The organism is Streptomyces sp. DH-12, assembly GCF_002899455.1.
GTDB lineage: Bacteria > Actinomycetota > Actinomycetes > Streptomycetales > Streptomycetaceae > Streptomyces.
The window spans coordinates 7,003,697-7,023,313 of record NZ_PPFB01000001.1 but is presented as its reverse complement, the minus strand read 5'-3'; the positions used below and the strand labels follow the sequence as shown (position 1 = coordinate 7,023,313).

General features: G+C 71.7%; 15 protein-coding genes. 6 read left to right on the top strand and 9 right to left on the bottom strand.

Features of this window, described 5'->3' with window-relative positions; translation table 11 throughout:
• Positions 1-4 precede the first annotated feature (4 nt).
• Genes C1708_RS30880 through C1708_RS30870 form a run of 3 tightly spaced genes read left to right on the top strand, consistent with a single transcriptional unit; the run spans position 5 to position 3,565 of the window.
• Complete coding sequence (locus C1708_RS30880) at positions 5-1,564, top strand: sugar ABC transporter ATP-binding protein (protein WP_106415775.1); 1,560 nt, start codon at positions 5-7, stop codon at positions 1,562-1,564.
• A complete protein-coding gene (locus tag C1708_RS30875) occupies positions 1,557-2,519 on the top strand; it encodes an ABC transporter permease (RefSeq protein ID WP_106415774.1) in 963 nt (320 codons plus the stop codon). Before C1708_RS30880 ends, C1708_RS30875 begins: the two co-directional genes overlap by 8 nt.
• Positions 2,516-3,565, top strand: a complete 1,050-nt coding sequence (locus C1708_RS30870; RefSeq protein ID WP_437079018.1) for an ABC transporter permease — start codon at positions 2,516-2,518, stop codon at positions 3,563-3,565. Before C1708_RS30875 ends, C1708_RS30870 begins: the two co-directional genes overlap by 4 nt.
• A 496-nt stretch (positions 3,566-4,061) precedes the next feature.
• On the opposite strand, the gene C1708_RS30865 is transcribed toward C1708_RS30870, so the two are convergent.
• From C1708_RS30865 to C1708_RS30835, 7 genes are all read right to left on the bottom strand, one after another.
• The gene (locus tag C1708_RS30865; protein ID WP_106415773.1) at positions 4,062-7,334 is read right to left on the bottom strand and encodes a LamG-like jellyroll fold domain-containing protein; all 3,273 of its coding nucleotides are present in this window, start codon (positions 7,332-7,334) and stop codon (positions 4,062-4,064) included.
• Positions 7,335-7,551: 217 nt separating this feature from the next.
• Positions 7,552-8,739: a GDSL-type esterase/lipase family protein gene (locus tag C1708_RS30860; RefSeq protein WP_106415772.1), complete on the bottom strand. Its 1,188-nt coding sequence runs from the start codon at positions 8,737-8,739 to the stop codon at positions 7,552-7,554.
• 50 nt (positions 8,740-8,789) lie between these two features.
• Complete coding sequence (locus C1708_RS30855; RefSeq protein ID WP_106415771.1) at positions 8,790-9,365, bottom strand: TetR/AcrR family transcriptional regulator; 576 nt, start codon at positions 9,363-9,365, stop codon at positions 8,790-8,792.
• Positions 9,366-9,998: 633 nt separating this feature from the next.
• A complete protein-coding gene (locus tag C1708_RS30850; protein ID WP_106415770.1) occupies positions 9,999-12,269 on the bottom strand; it encodes an ATP-binding cassette domain-containing protein in 2,271 nt (756 codons plus the stop codon).
• Positions 12,270-12,353: 84 nt separating this feature from the next.
• Positions 12,354-13,121 (bottom strand): ABC transporter permease, encoded by a 768-nt coding sequence (locus C1708_RS30845; protein ID WP_106415769.1) that lies wholly within the window; start codon positions 13,119-13,121, stop codon positions 12,354-12,356.
• A complete protein-coding gene (locus C1708_RS30840; RefSeq protein ID WP_106416565.1) occupies positions 13,111-14,094 on the bottom strand; it encodes an ATP-binding cassette domain-containing protein in 984 nt (327 codons plus the stop codon). Before C1708_RS30840 ends, C1708_RS30845 begins: the two co-directional genes overlap by 11 nt.
• 79 nt (positions 14,095-14,173) lie before the next feature.
• A complete protein-coding gene (locus tag C1708_RS30835) occupies positions 14,174-15,058 on the bottom strand; it encodes a siderophore-interacting protein (protein ID WP_106415768.1) in 885 nt (294 codons plus the stop codon).
• Between the two features lie 115 nt (positions 15,059-15,173).
• Here C1708_RS30835 and C1708_RS30830 point away from each other — a divergent pair, with 115 nt between their 5' ends.
• The 3 genes from C1708_RS30830 to C1708_RS30820 all read left to right on the top strand — a co-directional run bounded on the left by C1708_RS30830 (position 15,174) and on the right by C1708_RS30820 (position 17,137).
• Complete coding sequence (locus C1708_RS30830; RefSeq protein WP_106415767.1) at positions 15,174-16,022, top strand: TetR/AcrR family transcriptional regulator; 849 nt, start codon at positions 15,174-15,176, stop codon at positions 16,020-16,022.
• 226 nt (positions 16,023-16,248) lie between these two features.
• Complete coding sequence (locus C1708_RS30825) at positions 16,249-16,896, top strand: LmbU family transcriptional regulator (RefSeq protein WP_198602655.1); 648 nt, start codon at positions 16,249-16,251, stop codon at positions 16,894-16,896.
• Between the two features lie 34 nt (positions 16,897-16,930).
• Complete coding sequence (locus tag C1708_RS30820) at positions 16,931-17,137, top strand: ferredoxin (RefSeq protein ID WP_106415766.1); 207 nt, start codon at positions 16,931-16,933, stop codon at positions 17,135-17,137.
• Positions 17,138-17,209: 72 nt separating this feature from the next.
• Here the strand turns inward: C1708_RS30820 and C1708_RS30815 are convergent, their stop codons facing one another.
• Both C1708_RS30815 and acmL read right to left on the bottom strand, forming a co-directional pair.
• Entirely contained in the window at positions 17,210-18,502 is a 1,293-nt protein-coding gene (locus C1708_RS30815; RefSeq protein ID WP_241911364.1) for a cytochrome P450 family protein, read from the bottom strand.
• Positions 18,503-18,528: 26 nt separating this feature from the next.
• Positions 18,529-19,569: a 3-hydroxy-D-kynurenine methyltransferase AcmL gene (acmL, locus tag C1708_RS30810; protein WP_106415765.1), complete on the bottom strand. Its 1,041-nt coding sequence runs from the start codon at positions 19,567-19,569 to the stop codon at positions 18,529-18,531.
• Positions 19,570-19,617 lie beyond the last annotated feature (48 nt).

Here is a 19,617-nt window from a genome sequence, read left to right as displayed (position 1 = left end):
ACAGGTGGCTCCCCCCGCCGAAGTCCTCGCCGTCCGCGGACTCAGCAAGACGTTCCCCGGCGTCCGGGCCCTGGACGACGTGGACCTGACCCTGCACGCCGGTGAGGTCCACGCCCTGATCGGTGAGAACGGCGCCGGCAAGTCGACGCTCATCAAGGTCCTCACCGGGGTGTACCGGCCCGACGCCGGTGACATCGTTTTCCAGGGCCGTCCGGTCTCCTTCGCCACGCCGCTGGAGGCGCAGCGGGCCGGCATCTCGACGATCTACCAAGAGGTCAACCTCGTCCCGCTGTTGAGCGTGGCCCGCAACCTGTTCCTGGGCCGCGAGCCGCGGAACCGTTTCGGTCTGCTGGACTTCGCCCGGATGCACCGCGAGGCCGAGGAGACGCTGCGCGGCTACGGCGTCCGGGTCGACGTGCGACGGCCGTTGCGCGGCCTCGGCGTGGGCGCGCAGCAGATGGTCGCGCTGGCCCGGGCCGTGGCGAGCGAGGCGCGGGTCGTCATCATGGACGAGCCGACGTCGTCGCTCGAACCGCGGGAGGTCGAGACGCTGTTCTCGGTCATCCGCCGGCTGCGCGACGAGGGAATCGCCGTCGTCTACGTCAGCCACCGGCTGGACGAACTGTACGCCGTGTGCGACACGGTGACCGTGCTGCGCGACGGCCGGCGCGTCCACCACGGCGAGCTCGCCGACCTGGACCGGCTCTCCCTGGTGTCCACGATGCTGGGCCGGGAGCTGGGCGAGGTGCGGTCGGAGGGGCTGACGAAGTTCACCGGCGACCACCACGCCACCGGCACCCGGCCCGTGCTGGAGGCCGTGGACCTGACGGTCCCCCACCGGCTGCACGGGGTGTCGGTGAGCATCCGGCCGGGTGAGGTGGTCGGGCTCGGCGGGCTGCTCGGCTCCGGGCGCACCGAGACCGCGAAGGCCGTCTCCGGTGCGCTGCCGCTGAGTTCGGGCCGGGTGACGGTGGCCGGGACGCCCCTGCGCGGGGGTTCCACGCCGGCGGCCGTCCGGGCGGGCGTCAGTCTGCTGCCCGAGGACCGCAAGAGCGAGGGGATCGTGCCCGGACTGTCGGTCCGGGAGAACATCTCGCTCGCCGTCCTCCCCCGGCTCTCCCGCTTCGGTCTGGTGTCCGAGGCGCGCGTCGACAGCATCGTCGACACCTTCATCGAGCGGCTGCGCATCAAGGCGTCCTCGCCGCAGCAGAAGGCCGGCGAACTGTCCGGCGGCAACCAGCAGAAGGTGCTGCTCGCCCGCTGGCTGGCGATGAACCCGAAGGTGCTGCTCCTCGACGAGCCCACCCGGGGCATCGACGTCGGCGCCAAGGCCGAGGTGCAGAGGCTCGTGGACGAACTGGCCGCGGACGGCCTGGGCGTCCTGCTCATCTCCTCCGATCTGGAGGAACTGATCGAAGGGTCCGACCGCGTGGTCGTACTGAAGGACGGTGCCGTCGTCGGCGAGCTGACCGGCGACGAGGTCACCGAGGACAAGCTGATGCGGACCATCGCCGGGCACGCCCCGGACCGGGACGCGGTCGAGGGGGCGGCCGCCGATGGCTGAAACCGCTCTGAGGACCGTCCCGCTGGACAAGGCCCGCGCCCTGCGGTGGCTGCAGACGTACGGCGTGTACGCCGGTGTGGCGCTGCTGCTGGTCGTCAACATCGTCATCACCCCGCACTTCCTGTCCGCGGAGAACTTCCGCACCCAGGCCGTGCAGGTGGCGCCCGTCATCATCGTCGCGCTCGGCATGGCCCTGGTCATCGGCACCGAGGGCGTCGACCTGTCGGTGGGCGCCGTGATGGCGCTGGCGGCCTCGGTGACCGCTCTCTACCTGGGCTACGGACTGGTGCCGGCGCTGCTCGTGGTGGCGCTGTTCGCCGCCGGGGCGGGGTTCGCGAACGGGGCGCTGGTGGCGCTGGTCGGGGTGCAGCCCATCGTGGCGACGCTGGCCCTCATGGTCGGCGGGCGGGGCCTGGCCCTGGTACTGCTGCCGCAGCTCGAGGACCTGCGCAACCCGCAGCTCGCGTCGCTCGGTTCGGGCGACGTGCTGGGTGTTCCGTACCTCATCCTGATCGCCGCCGTGCTGACGCTGCTGGTCGCGTTCGTCGTGCGCCGCACCACCCTCGGACGGCAGCTCCTGGCCATCGGCGACAGCCGTCCGGCCGCGCAGCTCGCCGGACTGCCCGTGCGCCGCGTGCTGATCGTCGTGTACGTGGTGTCCGCGCTGCTCGCCGCCGTGGCGGGCGTGCTGGCCACAGCACGGCTGCAGGCCAGCGATCCGACGTCGCTGGGCAACCTGATGGAGCTGTCCGCCATCACCGCCGTCGTGGTCGGCGGGACGCCGCTCACCGGCGGCCGGGTCAACATCGCCGGGACGGTGGCGGGCGCGGTCCTCATCCAGTTGCTCACGGCCACCCTCATCAAGCACGATCTGCCGCCGTCGTGGACGCAGATCGCGCAGGCCGCAGTGATCGTGGCCGCGGTCTACGCGGCGCGGGGACGGGGGAAGCGATGACCGTCGCGAAGACGCAGACGCAGACGCAGATGCCGATGGCCGAGGACGGCGACGGCGAGCGGACGGCGGGCGCCGGGCCGGCGGGGCCGGCGCGCTCGGAGCGGCTGACCGCGCTGGTGCAGCAGCACGGCGCGCTGGCGGTGCTGGTGATCGTCTCCCTGGTGGCGACGGTCAGCTTCGACTCGTTCGCCACCGGCGACAACGTCAGCAACATGGCGACGAGTTCGGCGTTCCTCGCGATCGTGGCGCTCGGCATGACCTTCGTGATCATCACCGGGGGCATCGACCTGTCGGTGGGTTCGCTGTTCGCGCTCGGCGGGGTCCTTGCGGCCTGGGGCTCCCGGCACGGCACGCTGGTGGCGCTGCTGCTGCCGTTGCTGGTGTGCGGGGCGATCGGCGTGGTCAACGGGCTGCTGGTGGCCCGGTCACGCCTCGCGCCGTTCATCGTCACCCTGGCGGCCATGCTGGGCGCGCGGGGTCTGATGCTGGCGATCACCGACGAGGGCGCCGAGACCTACCTCATCGGCAAGGGCTCGTTCCTTGCGGAGCTGGGGCAGGGCACGACGCTGGGCCTCGGCAACCCGGTGTGGATCACGCTGGCGCTGTTCGTCGCCGGGGCGGTCGTCCTGCGCCGCACCCGGTTCGGCCAGCACGTGTACGCGGTCGGCGGCAACGAGGACGCCGCGGCGCTGATGGGCGCCCCGGTGGCCCGCACCAAGATCCTCGTCTACACGCTGTCCGGGGTGCTGGCCGGCCTCGCCGGGGCGCTGAACGCCGCGTGGCTCGCCTCCGGGGTGACCATCCTCGGCAACGGCATGGAACTGGAGGCCATCTCCGCCGTGGTCATCGGCGGCACCCTGCTCACCGGCGGGCTCGGCTACGTCAGCGGGTCGCTGGCCGGGGTGCTGCTGCTGAAGGTGATCCAGAACGTCATCAACCAGATCGGCTCCCTGGACTCCTCCTACCAGCAGGTCGTCAGCGGCGCCTTCCTGGCCGCGGTCGTCGTCGCCCAGACGTGGCTGGGCCGCCGGCGGCACCTGTTGTAGACCCCGGACGCGGCGGCGGGCCGCCCCGGCCCCCGCTGCCGCGTCCGGTGCGGCGGCCGGTCACGCCTCGGCGCGCAGCCGGCCGCTTGTCGCACGCGCACGGCTCCCGCCCCCGTTTCCCGGGGAGTGACGATGCGCACGACACCTGCCCCCGTCCCGCCCGCCGTCCGTCCGGGACTGCGGTGAGCGGCGACCGTTCCGGCGGCACCGCCCTCACCGTTCCCGGCGCCGCGACCGCGGCGCCCGCGGCGTGGACGCCCGAGCCCGCGCCGACGGCCACCCCGTGGACGCGCCAGGTACCCGTGGACGACTGCCGCCCGAGCATCCCGCGCCCGCGGCTCACCCGCCCCGCCTCGGCCGGGCCGGGCCCGACGGCGTCCGGGACTCCGCCGTCACCTCGGCGGACGCGGGGCGGCCCGCCGCCCCGGGCACCTTGAGCCGCACACCCGAGAGGGGGCGGGCGCCGTTCGGCGTCCGCCCCCTCGTCGTGCCGGTGTTACGGCTTCTCCGCCTCGTGGAGCGCGGTCACCTCTTCGGCGGTGAGCGCCTTGTCGTAGGCGTGCACCTCGTCCACGGAGCCGTCCCAGAAGTCGGTGTCGTCACCGTTCCACTGGGCGCGGCCCACCGCGAGGGGGCCGGAGCCGACGTAGTGCGGACCGCCCGTGACGGTCGCCGCCCTCTTCCCGTCGACGTAGAGGGTGATCTGGCCGGTGGCGCCGTCGCGTACGCCCACCAGGTGGTACCAGCGGCCGAGTTCGGGACGGGTCTCCAGGCGGGCCCGTTTGCCGTCCGGCGTGCTGAAGGCGAACGCGCCCTGCCCGTACTGGAGGTAGAACGGGCTGGCCTGGCGCCGGCCGTCCTGGCTGACCGCGGTGGCGTAGTTGCCGGGCAGCGCGTCGAGGGTGACCCAGGCGGAGACGGTGTAGCTGCCGGTGGTGTCCAGCACCGGCCCGTCGGTCTGGGCGAACTGCCCGCTGCCGTCGAGCTTCAGGGCGCTGCCGCTGACTCCGGTGGTCCAGGTGGCGCCCCCGGTGAGCTTCAGCGCCCTGCCGTTCGGGCCGTCGTCCTTCGCGGTGGTGCCGGCGCCTTCGTCGAGGGACCAGTGACCGCCGCCCTTCAGCTGCTCGCGACGGCCCGCCGCCGCTCCGGCCGCGAGCACCTTCAGGTTGACCTCGCGCACCCGCCCGGGATCGACCTTGATCTCCCTGCGGTCGTACGTGTAGAGGCCGTTGAGCTCGTTCTCCAGGTCGGTGATCTGGGTGTACACCGAGCCGGACAGCTCCGCGCCGGCCTGGTCGAGGTAGAACTCCTCGGTGTTCTCCACGTACTTCCGGGTCAGCGCCTCCTTGCTGTCGACGCCGCTGTAGATGACGGTGGGCGGGCCGGGCCACATGTGCCCCGGGGTGCGCAGGGTGAAGCCGCCGTGCTCGCCGTCCATCGCCGCGCGGTGGTCCGGGAAGGGCGGGTCCTCGTTGGTGTAATCGTGGTGGTCGATGATGTCGCCCTTGCCCGAGTCGCCCTTGCTGTTGCAGCAGTTGACACCGCTGTGGGCGCTGACGACACGGGACGGGTCGGCCGCCTTGACGGCGTCGGCGAGCTCGCCGGTCTCCTCCCGGTCCCACTCGCCCCAGCCCTCGTTGAAGACGATCCAGCCGATCACGGAGGGCGCGTTGTGGTGCTGGCGCATCATCTCCCGGCCCTCGTCGACGAACGCCTTCCGGCCGTTCGCGCTGGTCAGGTCGCCGGAGACGAAGTCCTGCCAGACCAGCAGGCCCAGCCGGTCCGCGTGATGGAACCAGCGCGGCGACTCGACCTTGATGTGCTTGCGGACCGCGTTGAAGCCGAGCCGCTTGTGCGCCTTCAGGTCGAACGCCAGGGCGTCGTCGCTGGGCGCGGTGTAGAGCCCGTCGGGCCAGAAGCCCTGGTCCAGGGTGGCGAGGGAGAAGACGGGCTTGCCGTTGAGGACGAGCTTCCTGTAGCCGCCCACGTCCTCGATGCCGATCTTCCGCATACCGAAGTAGCTGTCGACCCTGTCGGTGGACCGGCCGTCCTTCAGCGTGACCTCGAGATCGTAGAGATAGGGGTCGTCCGGGCTCCACAGGCGCTGGTTGGCGACCGGCAGCTTCAGCCGCTCGCCGGCGGGGCCGGTCACCCTGCCGACGACCGTGCCGCGGTGGTCGCGGGCCACGGCCTCGACGCGCGCCTCGGCGGACGCGCCGGCCGACTCGACGGTCACGGCGAGGGTCTTCGTGTCGATGTCCGGCGTCGTGACGACGTCGTCGACGGACGTCTCGGCGACGGGCTCCATCCACACGGTCTGCCAGATGCCGGAGGACTGGGTGTACCAGATGCCGCCGGGGCTGGTGGACTGCTTGCCCACGGGCTGGTCGGGGCCGCCGGTGTCGGTGACCGCGACGATGATCTCCTGGGGGCCCTCGCCCGTGAGCGCGTCGGTGATGTCGGCGCTGAAGGCGGTGTAGCCGCCGGTGTGTTCGGCGACCTTCCTGCCGTTGACCCAGACGCGGGCCTGGTGGTCGACGGCGTCGAAGTTCAGCTTGAGCCGGTTCTTGCCGCTCTTGCCGACCTTCCAGTTCTTCGGCACCTCCACCAGCTTGCGGTAGAACATGTGGTCCTCGTGCCGCTCGATCCCGGAGAGCAGTGACTCGACCGGGAACGGCACGGTGATCCTCTCGTTCAGGTTCTTGCCGAAGACGGGCTGCTCCCCCGCCTTCGCGCCGCTGAACTGCCAGGGGCCGTTGAGGTTCTTCCACCGCGTGCGGACCAACTGCGGGCGCGGGTACTCGGGCAGCGGGTCGTTCCTGTTCACCCTGTCGCCCCACGGGGTGGTGAGGCGGTGGGCGGAGGCGTTCTCGGCGTGGCGGGCGATGCGGGGCACGGTCTCGCCGCCGGCCTTGAGGCCGCCCTCACCGTCGTAGACGACGCGGACCGTCTGGGCCTTCTGGATCGCCTCCGAGAGGGTGACCTGGAGGGAGGTGCGGTCGCCGGGGACGGTGGTCACCGCCTCGACCGGCATGGCGGTGGTGTCCGCCTCGACCTTGAGGTGTCCGGCCACCCGTGCCAGGTCGCTCACCCTGCCGTCGAAGCGGGCCCGCAGCGTGCGGCCGTCGCGGCCCACGGTCAGTGCGACCGGGTACACCTCGAAGTCGGCGGGCGGGGTGAACGCCGTCATCGGCACGAGCTGCTTGGCGAGCGTCGGCGTCGACCAGCGCAGGTACATGTTCGATCCGCCGACGTCCTGGAACATCTCCAGGCGGAAGTCGTACGTCTCGCCCGCGGTCAGCCGGACGGGGGCGCTGGTCTGCTCGCGGTCCCAGTCGGGCTCCCAGTGGTCGATGACCGGCTCGCCGTCGATGAACAGCCGGAAGCCGTTGTCGCCGATCGCGTGGAAGGTGTAGTCGTCGGTCTTCGGGACCTCGATCCGGCCCGTCCAGCGAGCGGTGGTGTGCTCCGTCCGCCCGGTGAGTTCCTCGAAGGTGCTGGTGAGACCGGCGAAGTTGACCTGCGGTTCGAGCTGGGCGCCGCCGAGCTCGGCGAAGTCCCGGGCGCCCGGCGCCGACATGCGGAAGTACTCGCCCTTCAGCCCGTGCACCGTCACGTCGGCGTCCGCGGCCCGGGCGGCGGCGACGCCGTCGGCTGCCGGTGCCGCGGCCGTCGCGGCGGGCGCCAGGACGCCCGTGGACAGGGCCAGCGCCGTCACGGTCAGCACGGCCCACCATCGGGATCTCGGGCGGGTGAGTTGTCTGGTCATCGAACCCTTCCTCGCGCTGGGGGCATGGGGCCACGGCGGAACGAGGGCGGCCGTCAGCTCCGCCGGGATTCTTCCAACGTTGGAAATCCGGTGTGCAGCGGAATGACAACACGCGGTGCGACGGCTGTCCAGGCTTTGCGCAGAGGTGACTGTGCGTCAACGGGGGCGCGGGAGAAGGAGTACGGCCGCCCCCGGGGACGGGCGGCCCTCGTCCGGGTCAGTCCCCGGCGTCGGCGAAGGGGCCGCCGGCCGCGAAGGCGTGGGCGGCGAAGCGTTCGCCGATGCGGCGGTGCGCGGCCGCGTCCGGGTGCAGCCGGTCGGGCAGCGGGAGTTCGGCGTGGTCCTCCTCGCCGTACAGGGCGCGCCCGTCGAGGTGGTGGAGGTGCGGGTCGTCCTTCGCGCGCGCCGTCACCACGCGCTCCAGTTCCTCGCGGACGGCGTTCAGCGTCAGCTTGCCCGCGGCCCGCTCCTCCGGGTCTCCGGAGGCCGTGAACGACAGCTTGCCCTCGGCGAGTCGGCTGAAGTCGAAGGCCGTGGGCCCGGGGGTGTCCTCGTGCATGGGGCACAGGATCGGTGAGACGACCAGCAGCGGGGTGTCGGGGTGGCCGTCGCGGATGGTGTCCAGGAAACCGTGCACGGCGGGACCGAGCGCCCGCAGCCTCATCAGGTCGGCGTTGACCAGGTTGATGCCGATCTTGAGGCTGATCAGGTCGGCCGGCGTGTCCCGTATGGTCCGGGCGACGAACGGGTCCAGCAGGGCGCTGCCGCCGAAGCCGAGGTTCACCAGCTCCACCCCGCCCGCGGCCGCGGCGAGCGCGGGCCACGTGGTGGTGGGGCTCGCGGCGTCGGAGCCGTGGCTGATGGAGCTGCCGTGGTGCACCCAGGTACGGCGTCCCGAGGCGGGCGCGGGCTCCACCGGGGCGTCGGTGCGCAGCGCGACGAGCGCGGTGATCTCGTTGTACGGCAGCCAGACCTCCACGGTCTTGTCGGTGGCGGGCAGCCCGTCGAAGCGGACGGCGCCCGCCGGTCCGGGGCTCATCTCCGCGTTGCCGGTGGACATGTCGATGGTGACCGTGTGGCCGCCGGTCGCGGACGCCTGCCCGGCCGGCCGTCCGTCGACGAGCAGGTCGTACAGGCCGTCGGGGCGGGGCGGGGCGCCCACGTGGACACGCTTGACGGGAACGGTCTCCAGCTCGACGACGGTGGCCCGGGTGCGGAAGGCCAGGCGGACGCCGGAGGGCTGGGACTCGGCCATGGCGAGCTGCCCGTCCGTGCACTGGGCCCGCGCCCAGGCGGGCAGGCGGTGCGGCAGCAGCCCGTCGGGGGTCTCCTCGAGGTCGAGGGCGCCGCGTACGAGGTCGGCGGTGACGGGCGTGATGACCGTGGCGAGGGGTGCGGAGGGCATGTCTCGATCCGTTTCGGGGGTGGGCGGACGTGAGGGGGCGCGCCGGCGGGTCAGGGCGTGGGCGGCCAGCCGCGCAGGAGGGCGTCCAGTGCGTCGAGGACGCGGGACCAGGTCTCCTCCGTGTCGGGGGCGCTGTGGCTGAAGCCGCCGCCCATCTCGATGCTGACGTAGCCGTGGAAGACGCTGCCGAGCAGGCGGACGGCGTGGGTCTGGTCCGGTTCGTCCAGGTCGTAGCCGCGCAGCAGGGCGCGGGTCATCCTGGCGTGCCGCACTCCGGCACTGGCCGCGGCGGTCTCCGGGTCGAGCCGGAACTGCGCCGCCGCGTACCGGCCCGGGTGCTCGCGCGCGTAGTCGCGGTAGACGTTCGCCAGGGCCACCAGGGCGTCCTTGCCGGCCCGTCCGGCGAGGGCGTCGGCGGCGCGGTCGGCGAGTTCCTCCAGGGCGAGGAGGGCGATGCGGGTCTTGAGGTCGTGCGAGTTCTTCACGTGGGAGTAGAGGCTCGCCACCTTGACGTCGAAACGCCGGGCGAGCTCCGAGACGGTCACCTGGTCGAAGCCCACCTCGTCGGCGAGTTCCGCGCCCGCTCCGGTCAGGCGTTCGGCGGTGAGTCCTGCGCGCGGCGCCATAGCCATCCTTCCGTTCGGCTACAGCGAGTATGCCCACACCTAAAGCCTTTAGGCAAAAGTCGTACTCATGAAGGCGCTCACACGGGACTCGGGAGTCTCCTGCGGCCCTCGTGCCTCCGCGCTCGGCGTTTCGGCCACCCGGCGCCGCTCACGAGGGCCCGCCGTCCGAGGCTCGTACCCCGGCCGCCGCGTCCCGCACGGGGAGGACGCCGTCCGAAACACGTGCGTCCGGCACCGGCGCCCGTCTCGTCGAGTCCGGTGCCGTCGCCCTCGCCCCTCGGACCAGCGGCGAGAAGCGCGGTGACCCGGCCGACCGCCCGGACCGTCCCGCCCCTCTCCGCCCGACGCCTGATGAGCGGGACCGTCACTGAGCACAGGGCCGTGGAGCAGCCGGTCGTGGAGTCGGCCTCGGAGACGGTGCCGGACGGGCAGTCGATCGGGACGCTGGGCGACCGGGCCCGGTCCGCCGGGCCGCAGCCGGCCGGCGAGGGCGGACAGCCGCCGGCGACCGAGCGGGCGCTGGACGCTGGAGGGCGCGGGTCGGGGCCGGCGGACATGGGGACGCTGTCCGAGCCGCCTCATCCGGCGCGACGAGCACGTCAGCCCATGACGTTGCCGCCACGGCCTCGGTGGTCAGACGCGGCCCGCACGCGAGAGGTCCTGGCGGAGGTGCGCGGCGGTGTGGGAGTCGGTGCTCTTCAGGAGATCGGCCGGAGTTCCTTCGAACAGGACTCGTCCGCCGCCGCTGCCCCCTTCGGGGCCGAGGTCGATGATCCAGTCGGCGCTCCTGACGACGTCGAGGTTGTGCTCGATGACGATGACGGTGTTGCCCTGATCGACGAGGCGCTCGATGATGCCGAGGAGACGGTGGACATCCGACATGTGCAGACCCGTGGTGGGTTCGTCCATGACGTAGACGCTTCCGACGCGGTGCAGGTCGGTGGCGAGCTTCAGGCGCTGGCACTCGCCGCCGGACAGGGTGCTGAGCGGCTGGCCGAGCCGCAGGTAGTCAAGACCGACCTCGTTCAGGGCTTGCAGGACGGGGCGGAGCCTGGGTTCCGTGAAGAAGTCCGCCGCCTCGGCCGTCGTCATCTCCAGGACGTCGCTGATGGACCTGCCCCGCAGCCGGTGGCCGAGGACGTCCTCGGAGTAGCGGCGGCCCCGGCAGACCTCGCAGACGGACTTCAGCGTGTCCAGGAACGCCAGGTCGGTGTAGAGCACGCCGAGCCCCTGGCAGTTGGGGCAGGCGCCCTTGGAGTTGGCGCTGAACAGGGAGGCGCTGACCTTGTTGGCGTGAGCGAAGAGCTTGCGGATCGGGTCCATCAGACCGGTGTAGGTGGCGGTGTTGGAGCGCCGGCTGGTGGTCACCGCCGACTGGTCGATCACGATGGCGTCGGGGTGGCGGGCGAGGAACTCGTCGTGGAGCAGCGAGCTCTTGCCCGATCCGGCGACACCGGTGACGACGGTGAGGACGCCGGTGGGGAAGCCGACCGTCAGGTTCTTGAGGTTGTGGCTCCTGGCGTCGGTGACGGTGAGCGTTCCGGTGGCGCGCCGGGGTTCGCTCTTCAGGGGCAGCCGGTGCTTGAGATGACGTCCGGTGAGGGTGTCGGCGCCGGTGAGGGCGTCGAAGCCGCCCTCGAAGACCACCTGACCGCCGAGCGTCCCGGCCTTCGGGCCCATGTCGACGACATGGTCGGCGATGGCCATGACGTCGGGGTCGTGCTCGACCACGAGCACCGTATTGCCCTTGTCCCGCAACGCGACGAGGAGTTCCTTGAGCCGGTGCACGTCCCGGGGGTGCAGGCCGATGCTCGGCTCGTCGAACACGTACAGCATCTCGGTGAGACTGTTGGACAGGTGCCGGACCGTCTTGATCCGCTGGGACTCGCCGCCGGAGAGCGTACGCGTCTGCCGGTCCAGGCTGAGGTAGCCGAGTCCGATGCCGACCAGGTGACGCAGACGGGTGGTCAGGTCGTCCAGAACCGGCTTCACGTGCGGCAGGTCCAGCTCCGCCAGGAACCGGGCGAGGTGCTGGACTTCCATCGCGGTGAGGTCGGCGATGTGGCGGCCGCCGATCCGGGTGGTCAGCGCGGCGGGCGCGAGACGGGTGCCGTCGCAGTCGGGACAGGAGGACGTGCGGGTGAACCGCTCCAGGACCCGGCGGCCGCGTTCGGACATGTCCTCCTTCCGGACGTAGAGCCGGGTGAACTTGTCGACGAGGCCCTCGTAACGGACGTTGAGGGTGTTGCCCTGCCAGACCAGGCGGAGCTTGTCCGGCAGTCGGCCGTGCAGCAGCAGCTGCCATTCGTGCTCGGTGAAGTCGGCGAGCGGCTTGTCGTTGTCGAACAGGCCGGACTCCACGTAGCTCAGCCAGTACCAGCTGTCGGTGGAGAAGTCCGGGTGCAGCAGTGCGCCCTGGTTGAGGGATCTGGTGCGGTCGAGGAACGCGTCGAGGTCGAGGCGGACGGTCGTGCCGAGGCCCTCGCAGGCCGGGCACATGCCCTGGGGGTCGTTGAAGGAGAACGTGCTCGGCGGCAGTCCCGCGGGGTCGCCGGACCGGGAGAACAGCAGGCGCAGCAGCGGGTTGATGTCGGTGACCGTGCCCACGGTGGAGCGCGGGTTGCCGCCGAGGCGTTTCTGGTCGATGACGACGACGGCGGAGAGGTTCTCGACGGCGTCCATGTTCGGCCGGCCGTGATCGGGCAGGAAGGTCCGGACGAACGCGCTGAAGGTCTCGTTGAGCTGCCGCTGGGCCTCGGCCGCGAGGGTGTCGAACACCAGGGACGACTTGCCCGAGCCGGAGACGCCGGTGAAAACGGTCAGCTGCCCTCTCGGGATCTGAAGCGAGACGTTCTTGAGGTTGTTCTCCCTGGCACCGGTCACCTTGATGGCGTCGGTCCTCACGTGTGCTCCTTGATGGTGCGGGTGGGCTCCCTCTCCGGGGGATGTAAGAGGGAGCCCGGTCCAGGTGTGCCTGCGGCCGTGCCGTCAGGCGTTCTCCTTGCGGAAGGTCCGCGTGCCCCACAGCAGGGCGAGGGCGGCCATGACCAGCAGCGCGAGGGAGCCGGTCAGCAGGGCCGTGGCGCTCATGTCGCCGCGGAACGCGGCACGTTCGGCATCGACGACATGGGTCAGGGGGTTGATCCGGGCCAGGTTGTACAGCCAGCCGGGGGCCAGTTGCTCGGAGATCGGCAGCAGGACCCCGGACAGCAGCAGAAGCGGCAGGAGCACGGCGTTCATCAGCGCGGGGAAGGCGGCCTCGCTCTTGAGGACCATCGCCAGCGCGTACGAGCCCGAGGACAGGGCGATGGCCAGGACCGCGGCGATCGCCAGGCTGAGCAGCAGTCCGCCCGGCGAGGCGTCGAGGTCGAAGACGAGCAGCGTCACCAGCACGATCAGCACGGACTGGGCGGTGGCCTGGACGGCCTGGGCGAGGACCTTGCCGAACAGCAGGGCGGCCCGGCTCGCGGGGGTGCCGCGGAAGCGGTCGACGACGCCGACCCGGTACTCGGTGAGCAGCCCCACCCCGGCGAAGGCCCCGCTGAACAAGGCGGTCTGGACGATGAGGGCGGGGGTGAGGACCTCCCAGGCGCCACCGGGCGGGAATCCGGGGGTGTGATCCACCACGGTCACCATGAGGGGCCCGAAGAGGAACAGGTACAGCAGCGGCTGCATGATCCCGATGAGCAGCCAGGTCGGGCTGCGCAGCGCGAGTTTCATGTCCCGCACGAAGATCAGCCGGGTGTCACGCAGCATGGGCGGCCTCCCGGGCCTGGGGCGCGGATTCGCCGTCCCGCAGGGAGCGTCCGGTCAGGCTGAGGAACACGTCGTCGAGGGTGGGCCGGTTGACCTTGACGGAGGCCATGGTGATGCCCCGGGCGTCGAGGGCGCGCAGCAGTTCCGGCAGGGCGGCGTCGCCGCGGGGCACCCGGAAGCGCACCGTGTCGCCGTCGACGCTCACCTCGGTGGCGCCGGTCAGCCGGCCTGCGACGTCGGCGGCCTCCGCGACCTGGTCGCTCACCTCGATGGTGACCGCGTCGCCGGCGACCCGGGCCTTGAGCGCGTCGGAGGTCCCCTCGGCGACGATCGTGCCGTGGTCGGTGACGAGGATCCGGTCGCACAGGACGTCGGCCTCGTCGAGGTAGTGGGTGGTGAGGAAGACGGTCGTGCCCTGTTCGGAGCGCAGGCTGCGGACATGGTCCCAGAGGTTGGCCCGGCTCTGCGGGTCGAGGCCCGTGGTGGGCTCGTCCAGGAAGACGAGCGTCGGGTCGTGGACCAGTCCGAGGGCGATGTCGAGGCGGCGGCGCTGACCGCCGGAGAGCGTCTTGACGGGGCGCTGGTCCAAGCCGGCGAGGTCGAGCCGGTCGGCGAGCAGGGCCCCGCGCCGTCTGGCCTCGGTGCGGGACAGGCCGTAGAGCCGGGCCTGGAGTTCGATCTCCTCGCCCACCCTGGACTCGGGCCAGGTGGCGCCGCCCTGGTGGACGCAGCCGATCCTGCGCCGCACGCCCTGGGGGTCGGCCAGCAGGTCGCAGCCGGCCACGGTGCCGGTTCCGCCGGTGGGGCGCAACAAAGTCGTGAGCATCCGCAAGGTCGTGGTCTTGCCCGCCCCGTTGGGGCCGAGGAACCCGACCACCTCCCCGGGCGCCACGTCGAAGTCGATGCCCTTGACCGCTTCGACGGTCTGGCCGCGCACGGTGAACCGGCGGGCGAGACCTCGTACTGTGATCATGAAATCCTTCTCTCGGCCCGGCAGGCGGCCGGCCGGTTCGCGGCGGCCGGCGGGGATGCCGGGGCCGACGTGCGGTTCGTCAGGACCAGCCATCGGACGCTGCCTGGTACTCGGCGAGGCGCTCCTGCGCCTCGGCCATGTCGTCGGCCGTCGGGGCGTCGTCCTGGGTGAGCTTGAAGCGCCAGTAGCCGCTGAAGTTGACCGCGCGCTTGTCGAGCCCGCGGTCGTTGACGAGGTGGCGGCGCAGGGTCCGCACGACGCCCGCCTCGCCGGCCAGCCAGGCGAAGGGGCGTCCGGGCGGGAACTCGGCGCCGCGGACGGCGTCGATCAGCACCTCGCTGCGGCCGGCCTGCGTTCCGTCGCGGTGCAGCCAGTGGAGGGCGACGTCGCCGGCCGTCTGGAAGGTCTGCCGCTCGGCGTGGTCGGCGACCTCGACGTAGACCTGGGCGCGGGTCCGCTCGGGCAGAGCCTCCAGCAGGGTGCCGATGGCGGGCAGCGCCGTCTCGTCGCCTGCGATCAGGAGCCAGTCGGCGGAGGCGATGGAGTCCGTCAGGGAGACCGGTCCGGCGTAGAGCGCGGAGGGGCCGACCATGCCGAGTCGGTCGCCGGGGCGGGCCGAGGCCGCCCAGGCGCCGGCCGGGCCGGTGTCGCCGTGCAGGACGAAGTCGATCTCGACGGTGTTCGTGCCGGGCACGCGCCGGCGGAGGGTGAAGCTGCGCATCCAGGGGCGCTCGTCCTCGGGGATGGCCAGGAACGCCTGGTACCAGCCCGTCGTGTCGTCGCTCTGCTCCGGCAGGAGGGGCCGCTCCTGGCCGGGCCGGGGGAAGCAGAGCTTGAGCTGCTGGTCCGGAGCCAGGCCCACGGAGTCGTCGAGGTGGTCGGCCTCGAACGTCACGCGGGCCATCCGCGGTGTGATGCGTGTGATGTCGGTGACCTGGATGAACGTGACGGGGAGCTCTGCCATCGGGAACCTTCCACGAACGTACGGGCATACCGGGACGAGCGAACGCCCACCTGGTATCCTTACAGCGTAAAGAGTTGTGCCGGTGAGGTTACTTTATGCAGTAAGGAGTTGCAAGGTGGTTGTTTTCGCCGGACAGGGCGATGCCCGCCGATCCATGTCCCTGCTCTGGCGATCGGTCACATCCGGGAAGCCCGGCCCGGGCACGAAACCCGGACCCAAACCCCGACTCGACGTGGACACGATCGTGGCCGCGGGTGTCGCGGTGGCGGACGAACAGGGCATGGCGGCCCTGTCCATGCGGGCGGTCGGGACCCGGCTCGGACGGACCGCCATGGCGCTCTACACGTACGTGCCGAGCAAGAGCGAGCTGGTCGACCTCATGCACGACCGGGTGCTGGCCGAGTTGCCCACCGAGTACGACACCGGCGCGGGCTGGCGCCCGGCGATCACCGCCTGGGCCGACGACGCCTGGGCGTTCTACCTGCGTCACCCCTGGGTGCTCCAGGTCTCGCAGGCCCGGCCCGTGCTCGGACCGAACGAGTACGCACGGCTGGAGACGGTGGTGCGGATCCTGGGCGGAACCGGCCTGGGCCCCCTGCACGTCAGACGGGTCATCGCGGTGCTGTTCCAGTTCGTGCGGGGGATGGCCCTGGTCGCGACGGAACACCGGCAGGCCGCGGCGGAGACCGGGGTGCCCGACGAAGAGTGGTGGGCGCAGCGGTCCGCGCTGCTCGCGGAGTTCGCGCCGGACTTCACCGAACGCTTCCCCGCCCTGGCGGCCCTGGAGTCGACCGCGAGCCTCGCCGCCATGACCGAGGCGGGGGCGGGCGGCGCCGCCTCGCACATGGAGCAGGAGGCGGAGGAAGCGTTCCGGGTGGGCCTGGAACTGATCCTCGACGGCGTCGCGGCGGCGGTGCGCACGGACTCCGACGGCACGTTCCACGCCTCGGCCGGCACCTCCTGACGGAATCGGGCGGGCCCGAACGGGCCCGCCCGATTCCGCACGGGCCGCACGCGCGAAGTGATCACTGCCGAAGGCGATTACCCCCCAATCGGCCATCCACGGCCGGAAATGTTCATTGACGGTATCTCGGACGGCGACTACCGTTTTCCGGGCTTGCGCCCTTGATGACTCGAGGGCGCAATGAATGGTGCGAGATGCATAGTGCCCCGATTTCAGGAGAAAACCGGTGCAGCACGACACCAAGCACGACCGGAGTGACCGTCCCTTACCAGTCGGCCACCGAGCGGCCGAGGCGGCCCGCCTTCGCAGACCGGGCGAGCAGGAACGAATCTTCACCACCCGGGTCGGCCTCCGGATACCCACCAGCCTCACCTACGACCGATGGGAGCGGGCCGGGCAGCACATCTTCCAGATCGCCGACTCCTCCGCCTGGTGCCTGGGCGACTGGCTCGTCTACGGCCAGGACCGCTACGCCGACCGCTACCAGACCGGAGTGCAGGCCGCTGGACTCGACTACCAGACGCTGCGCAACTACGCGTGGGTGGCACGCCACTTCGAGCACTGGCGCCGACGCGAGGCACTGAGCTTCGGCCACCACGCCGAGGTGGCCTCCCTGTCGCCGGCGGAGGCCGATACCTGGCTCGACCAGGCTGAGCAGCACAGCTGGTCGCGGAACCAGCTCCGACTGCGGCTGCGGGAGAGCCGCAGGGGGAGCCGGCCGGACACACCCGCGCGGGCCAGCCAGCTGCGGATCAGCGCGCCCTGTGACCGTGTCCAGCGCTGGCGGGAGGCCGCGTCGAGAGGAGACCGGGACTTCGAGGAGTGGGTCCTGCTGACACTCGACCGCGCCACCGCGCACGAGCTGGGTCATTGACGTCCCCCGCCCGACCACCGGAAGGCGGTCCCTGATGGAGATCCACATCGACCACGGCACCTGTATCGGGTCAGGGCAGTGCACCCTGACGGCGCCCGCCGTGTTCACCCAGGACGACGCCGGGTACGCCACGCTCGTTCCCGGCGGCGCCACGACCACGACCCCGCGGCAGGTCACCCAGGCCGCGCTGTCCTGTCCCGTCCAGGCCATCGTCCTCGGCGGCGACCCGCCCGACGCCTGACGACACGACGCCACCCCCCAGCGCTGAGGGCTCCACGGCACCGGCCGTGGAGCCCTCAGTGCTGCGACCGGCTCAGGGTCCGAGCCGCAGGCGCAGCGCGTTCAGCCGCCAGCTGCCGGGCAGCCGGGCGCGCGCGCACTCCGGATCGCCGTCCGCGAGCGCGAGGTCCGGGTAGCGGGCCAGCAACCGGGCAAGCGCCACCTCGCCCTCCTGCCGGGCCAGCGTCGCGCCCAGGCAGTAGTGGATGCCGTGGCCGAAGCCTACGTGGTTCTCGGCCTGTCCGTCCGGCTGACGGGTCAGGTGCAGCCGGTCCGGGTCGGTGTAGTGCCGCGGGTCGAAGTTGGCGGACACCAGCACCGGTTGGACCGCGTCGCCGCGGGCGACGCGGGTGCCGGCGATCTCCAGGTCCTCCACGGCGTAGCGCAGCCGGGCCACCTGCACCGAGCCGCACCAGCGCATCAGCTCGTGCACCGCTCTCGGGAACAGCGCCGGGTCCTCCCTCAGCCGTGCCAGCTGCTCGGGATGGGTGAGCAGGGCCGCGGTGCCGTTGCCGATGAGGTGGGTGCTCGTCTCGTGACCGGCCAGCACCAGGGTGAGCACCATGGTGACCATCTCCGTGTCGCTGAGCCGCCCGCCGTCGTCGTCCTGTGCCCGGATCAGCTCGCTCAACAGATCGTCCTTGAGCGCCGCGCGACGCTGCCGAATCAGCCGATGGCAGTAGTCGATCATCACGGGGAAGGAGTGCTGGAGACGTTCGGGCCGCATCGACACGAGGTCCCCGCCCCACTCCCGCCACTGGTCGAGGTCGGCCTCGGGGATGCCGACCAGCCGGCAGATCACCGTGATCGACAGGGGGTAGGCGTAGTGCTCCAGCAGATCCACCGTCCCGTCCTGCGCCCGGCGGGGCAGTTCGGCGAGCAGCCGGTCGGCGATCCCCTCGATGGCGGGGCGCAGGTCGAGGATGCGGCGGGCCGTGAACGCCCGGGTCACCAGGCGGCGCAGCCGGGGGTGGTCCGGCGGGTCGCTGTCCAGGATGGATCCGAGCAGGTAGATCCGCAGGTGCTCGGGGACCTTGAGCAGGTCCATCATCCCCTGGCGCGGATCCGCGCCCTGCGCGCCGGGCACGTGCGACGGGGTGTTGACGAACCGCGGGTCGCGCAGCACGGTTCGGACGTCGTCGTAGCGGGTCACGAACCACACCGGGGTGCCGTCGACGAACCTGCCGCGGACGACCGGGCCCTGTTCGCGCAGCCGGCCGTAACCCCCGAAGGGGTCCGCGAGCAGGTCGGGGTCCATCATGTGCGGGCCGGCTGGGCACACGGCTCCCCCGCCGTCCGGCGGGGCGTCCTGGAACGTGGAAGACATGGTCGGCTCCGGTGCTCGCTGGGACGTCACTTGACCGCGCTGATCACGCCGTGCGGCGTCCACCGGCCACCGGGCAACCGCTCGGGCTTGACGAACCCGGCCGCGGCGAACCACTCCTCGTACTGGCCCCACCGGTAGATCGTGCTGCTGGCGGCGGGCAGCGTCGCGAAGTACACGTTGTCGAGGGCCGCGTAGAGCGGGCCGTCCCCGCTGTCGTCGGACATGGCGTTGAACACCAGCACCCGCCCGCCGTCGGGCAGGGCCGCGTGCGCCTTGCGCAGCAGCCGTACGTTCTCCTGCGGCGACCAGATCACGAGCTGGTTGGCGAAGAGCACGCAGTCGTGACCCGTGGGGTAGTCGTCGGCGAAGATGTCCCCGGCCCGCACCGAGATCCTGTCGGACAGACCGTGCTCGGCGATCTTCTTGCGGGCGATCTCCACCGTGCCGGGCAGGTCCAGGACGGTGAACTCGACGCCGGGGTTGGCCTGAGCGAGGGCGATGGCGTTGACGCCGTCGCCGCCGCCCACGTCGAGCACGCGCCGCACTCCGGTGAGGTCGGCCTGCTCGACCAGCACGGGGTTGGACAGCCGGGACCAGGACCGCATGCAGCGGTAGAAGAGCTGCTCGAGCTCGGGGTCCGCGGACAGCCGGTGGTAGAGGTCCTCCCCCGTGCCCTTGATCCGGCGCAGGCCGACGTTGGTGTTCTCGCGCAGCGAGGCGACGAAGTCCACCTCGGCGGGCCGGACGATCCGCTCCTCGTACTCGACGAGGTCCTCGATGATCTCCCAAGTGCCCTCCGCGAAGAGGCCCTCCAGCACGTCGGCGTTCGCGTAACCGTCGTTCTGGCGCACCGTCAGCCCCAGGGCCGTGGTGCCGAGCAGGAGGATCTGCACCGGCCGCTCCTCCAGGTCGAGTTCCCGGCCGATCTCCGGCGGGGTCAAGCCGGGCCGCCTGTGCAGCAGGGTGAACAGGCCCAGGTCGCTGCCCGCGCGGAGCATCTGGAAGGCCGAGGAACCGAACAGGATCTGTACCAGTCCGTCGGTGGTGAGCGGGGATGCGTGAGCCATGGACACTCCGATTCGGCTGAGGTGGAGAGGGTGGTGTGCGGACGGGGG

Coding starts and splice junctions, on each gene's coding strand:
- C1708_RS30875 (WP_106415774.1), top strand. CDS start 1,557: ATGGCTGAAACCGCTCTGAGGACCGTCCCGCTGGACAAGGCCCGCGCC.
- C1708_RS30870 (WP_437079018.1), top strand. CDS start 2,516: ATGACCGTCGCGAAGACGCAGACGCAGACGCAGATGCCGATGGCCGAG.
- C1708_RS30865 (WP_106415773.1), bottom strand. CDS start 7,334: ATGACCAGACAACTCACCCGCCCGAGATCCCGATGGTGGGCCGTGCTG.
- C1708_RS30860 (WP_106415772.1), bottom strand. CDS start 8,739: ATGCCCTCCGCACCCCTCGCCACGGTCATCACGCCCGTCACCGCCGAC.
- C1708_RS30855 (WP_106415771.1), bottom strand. CDS start 9,365: ATGGCGCCGCGCGCAGGACTCACCGCCGAACGCCTGACCGGAGCGGGC.
- C1708_RS30845 (WP_106415769.1), bottom strand. CDS start 13,121: ATGCTGCGTGACACCCGGCTGATCTTCGTGCGGGACATGAAACTCGCG.
- C1708_RS30840 (WP_106416565.1), bottom strand. CDS start 14,094: ATGATCACAGTACGAGGTCTCGCCCGCCGGTTCACCGTGCGCGGCCAG.
- C1708_RS30835 (WP_106415768.1), bottom strand. CDS start 15,058: ATGGCAGAGCTCCCCGTCACGTTCATCCAGGTCACCGACATCACACGC.
- C1708_RS30820 (WP_106415766.1), top strand. CDS start 16,931: ATGGAGATCCACATCGACCACGGCACCTGTATCGGGTCAGGGCAGTGC.
- C1708_RS30815 (WP_241911364.1), bottom strand. CDS start 18,502: ATGTCTTCCACGTTCCAGGACGCCCCGCCGGACGGCGGGGGAGCCGTG.
- acmL (WP_106415765.1), bottom strand. CDS start 19,569: ATGGCTCACGCATCCCCGCTCACCACCGACGGACTGGTACAGATCCTG.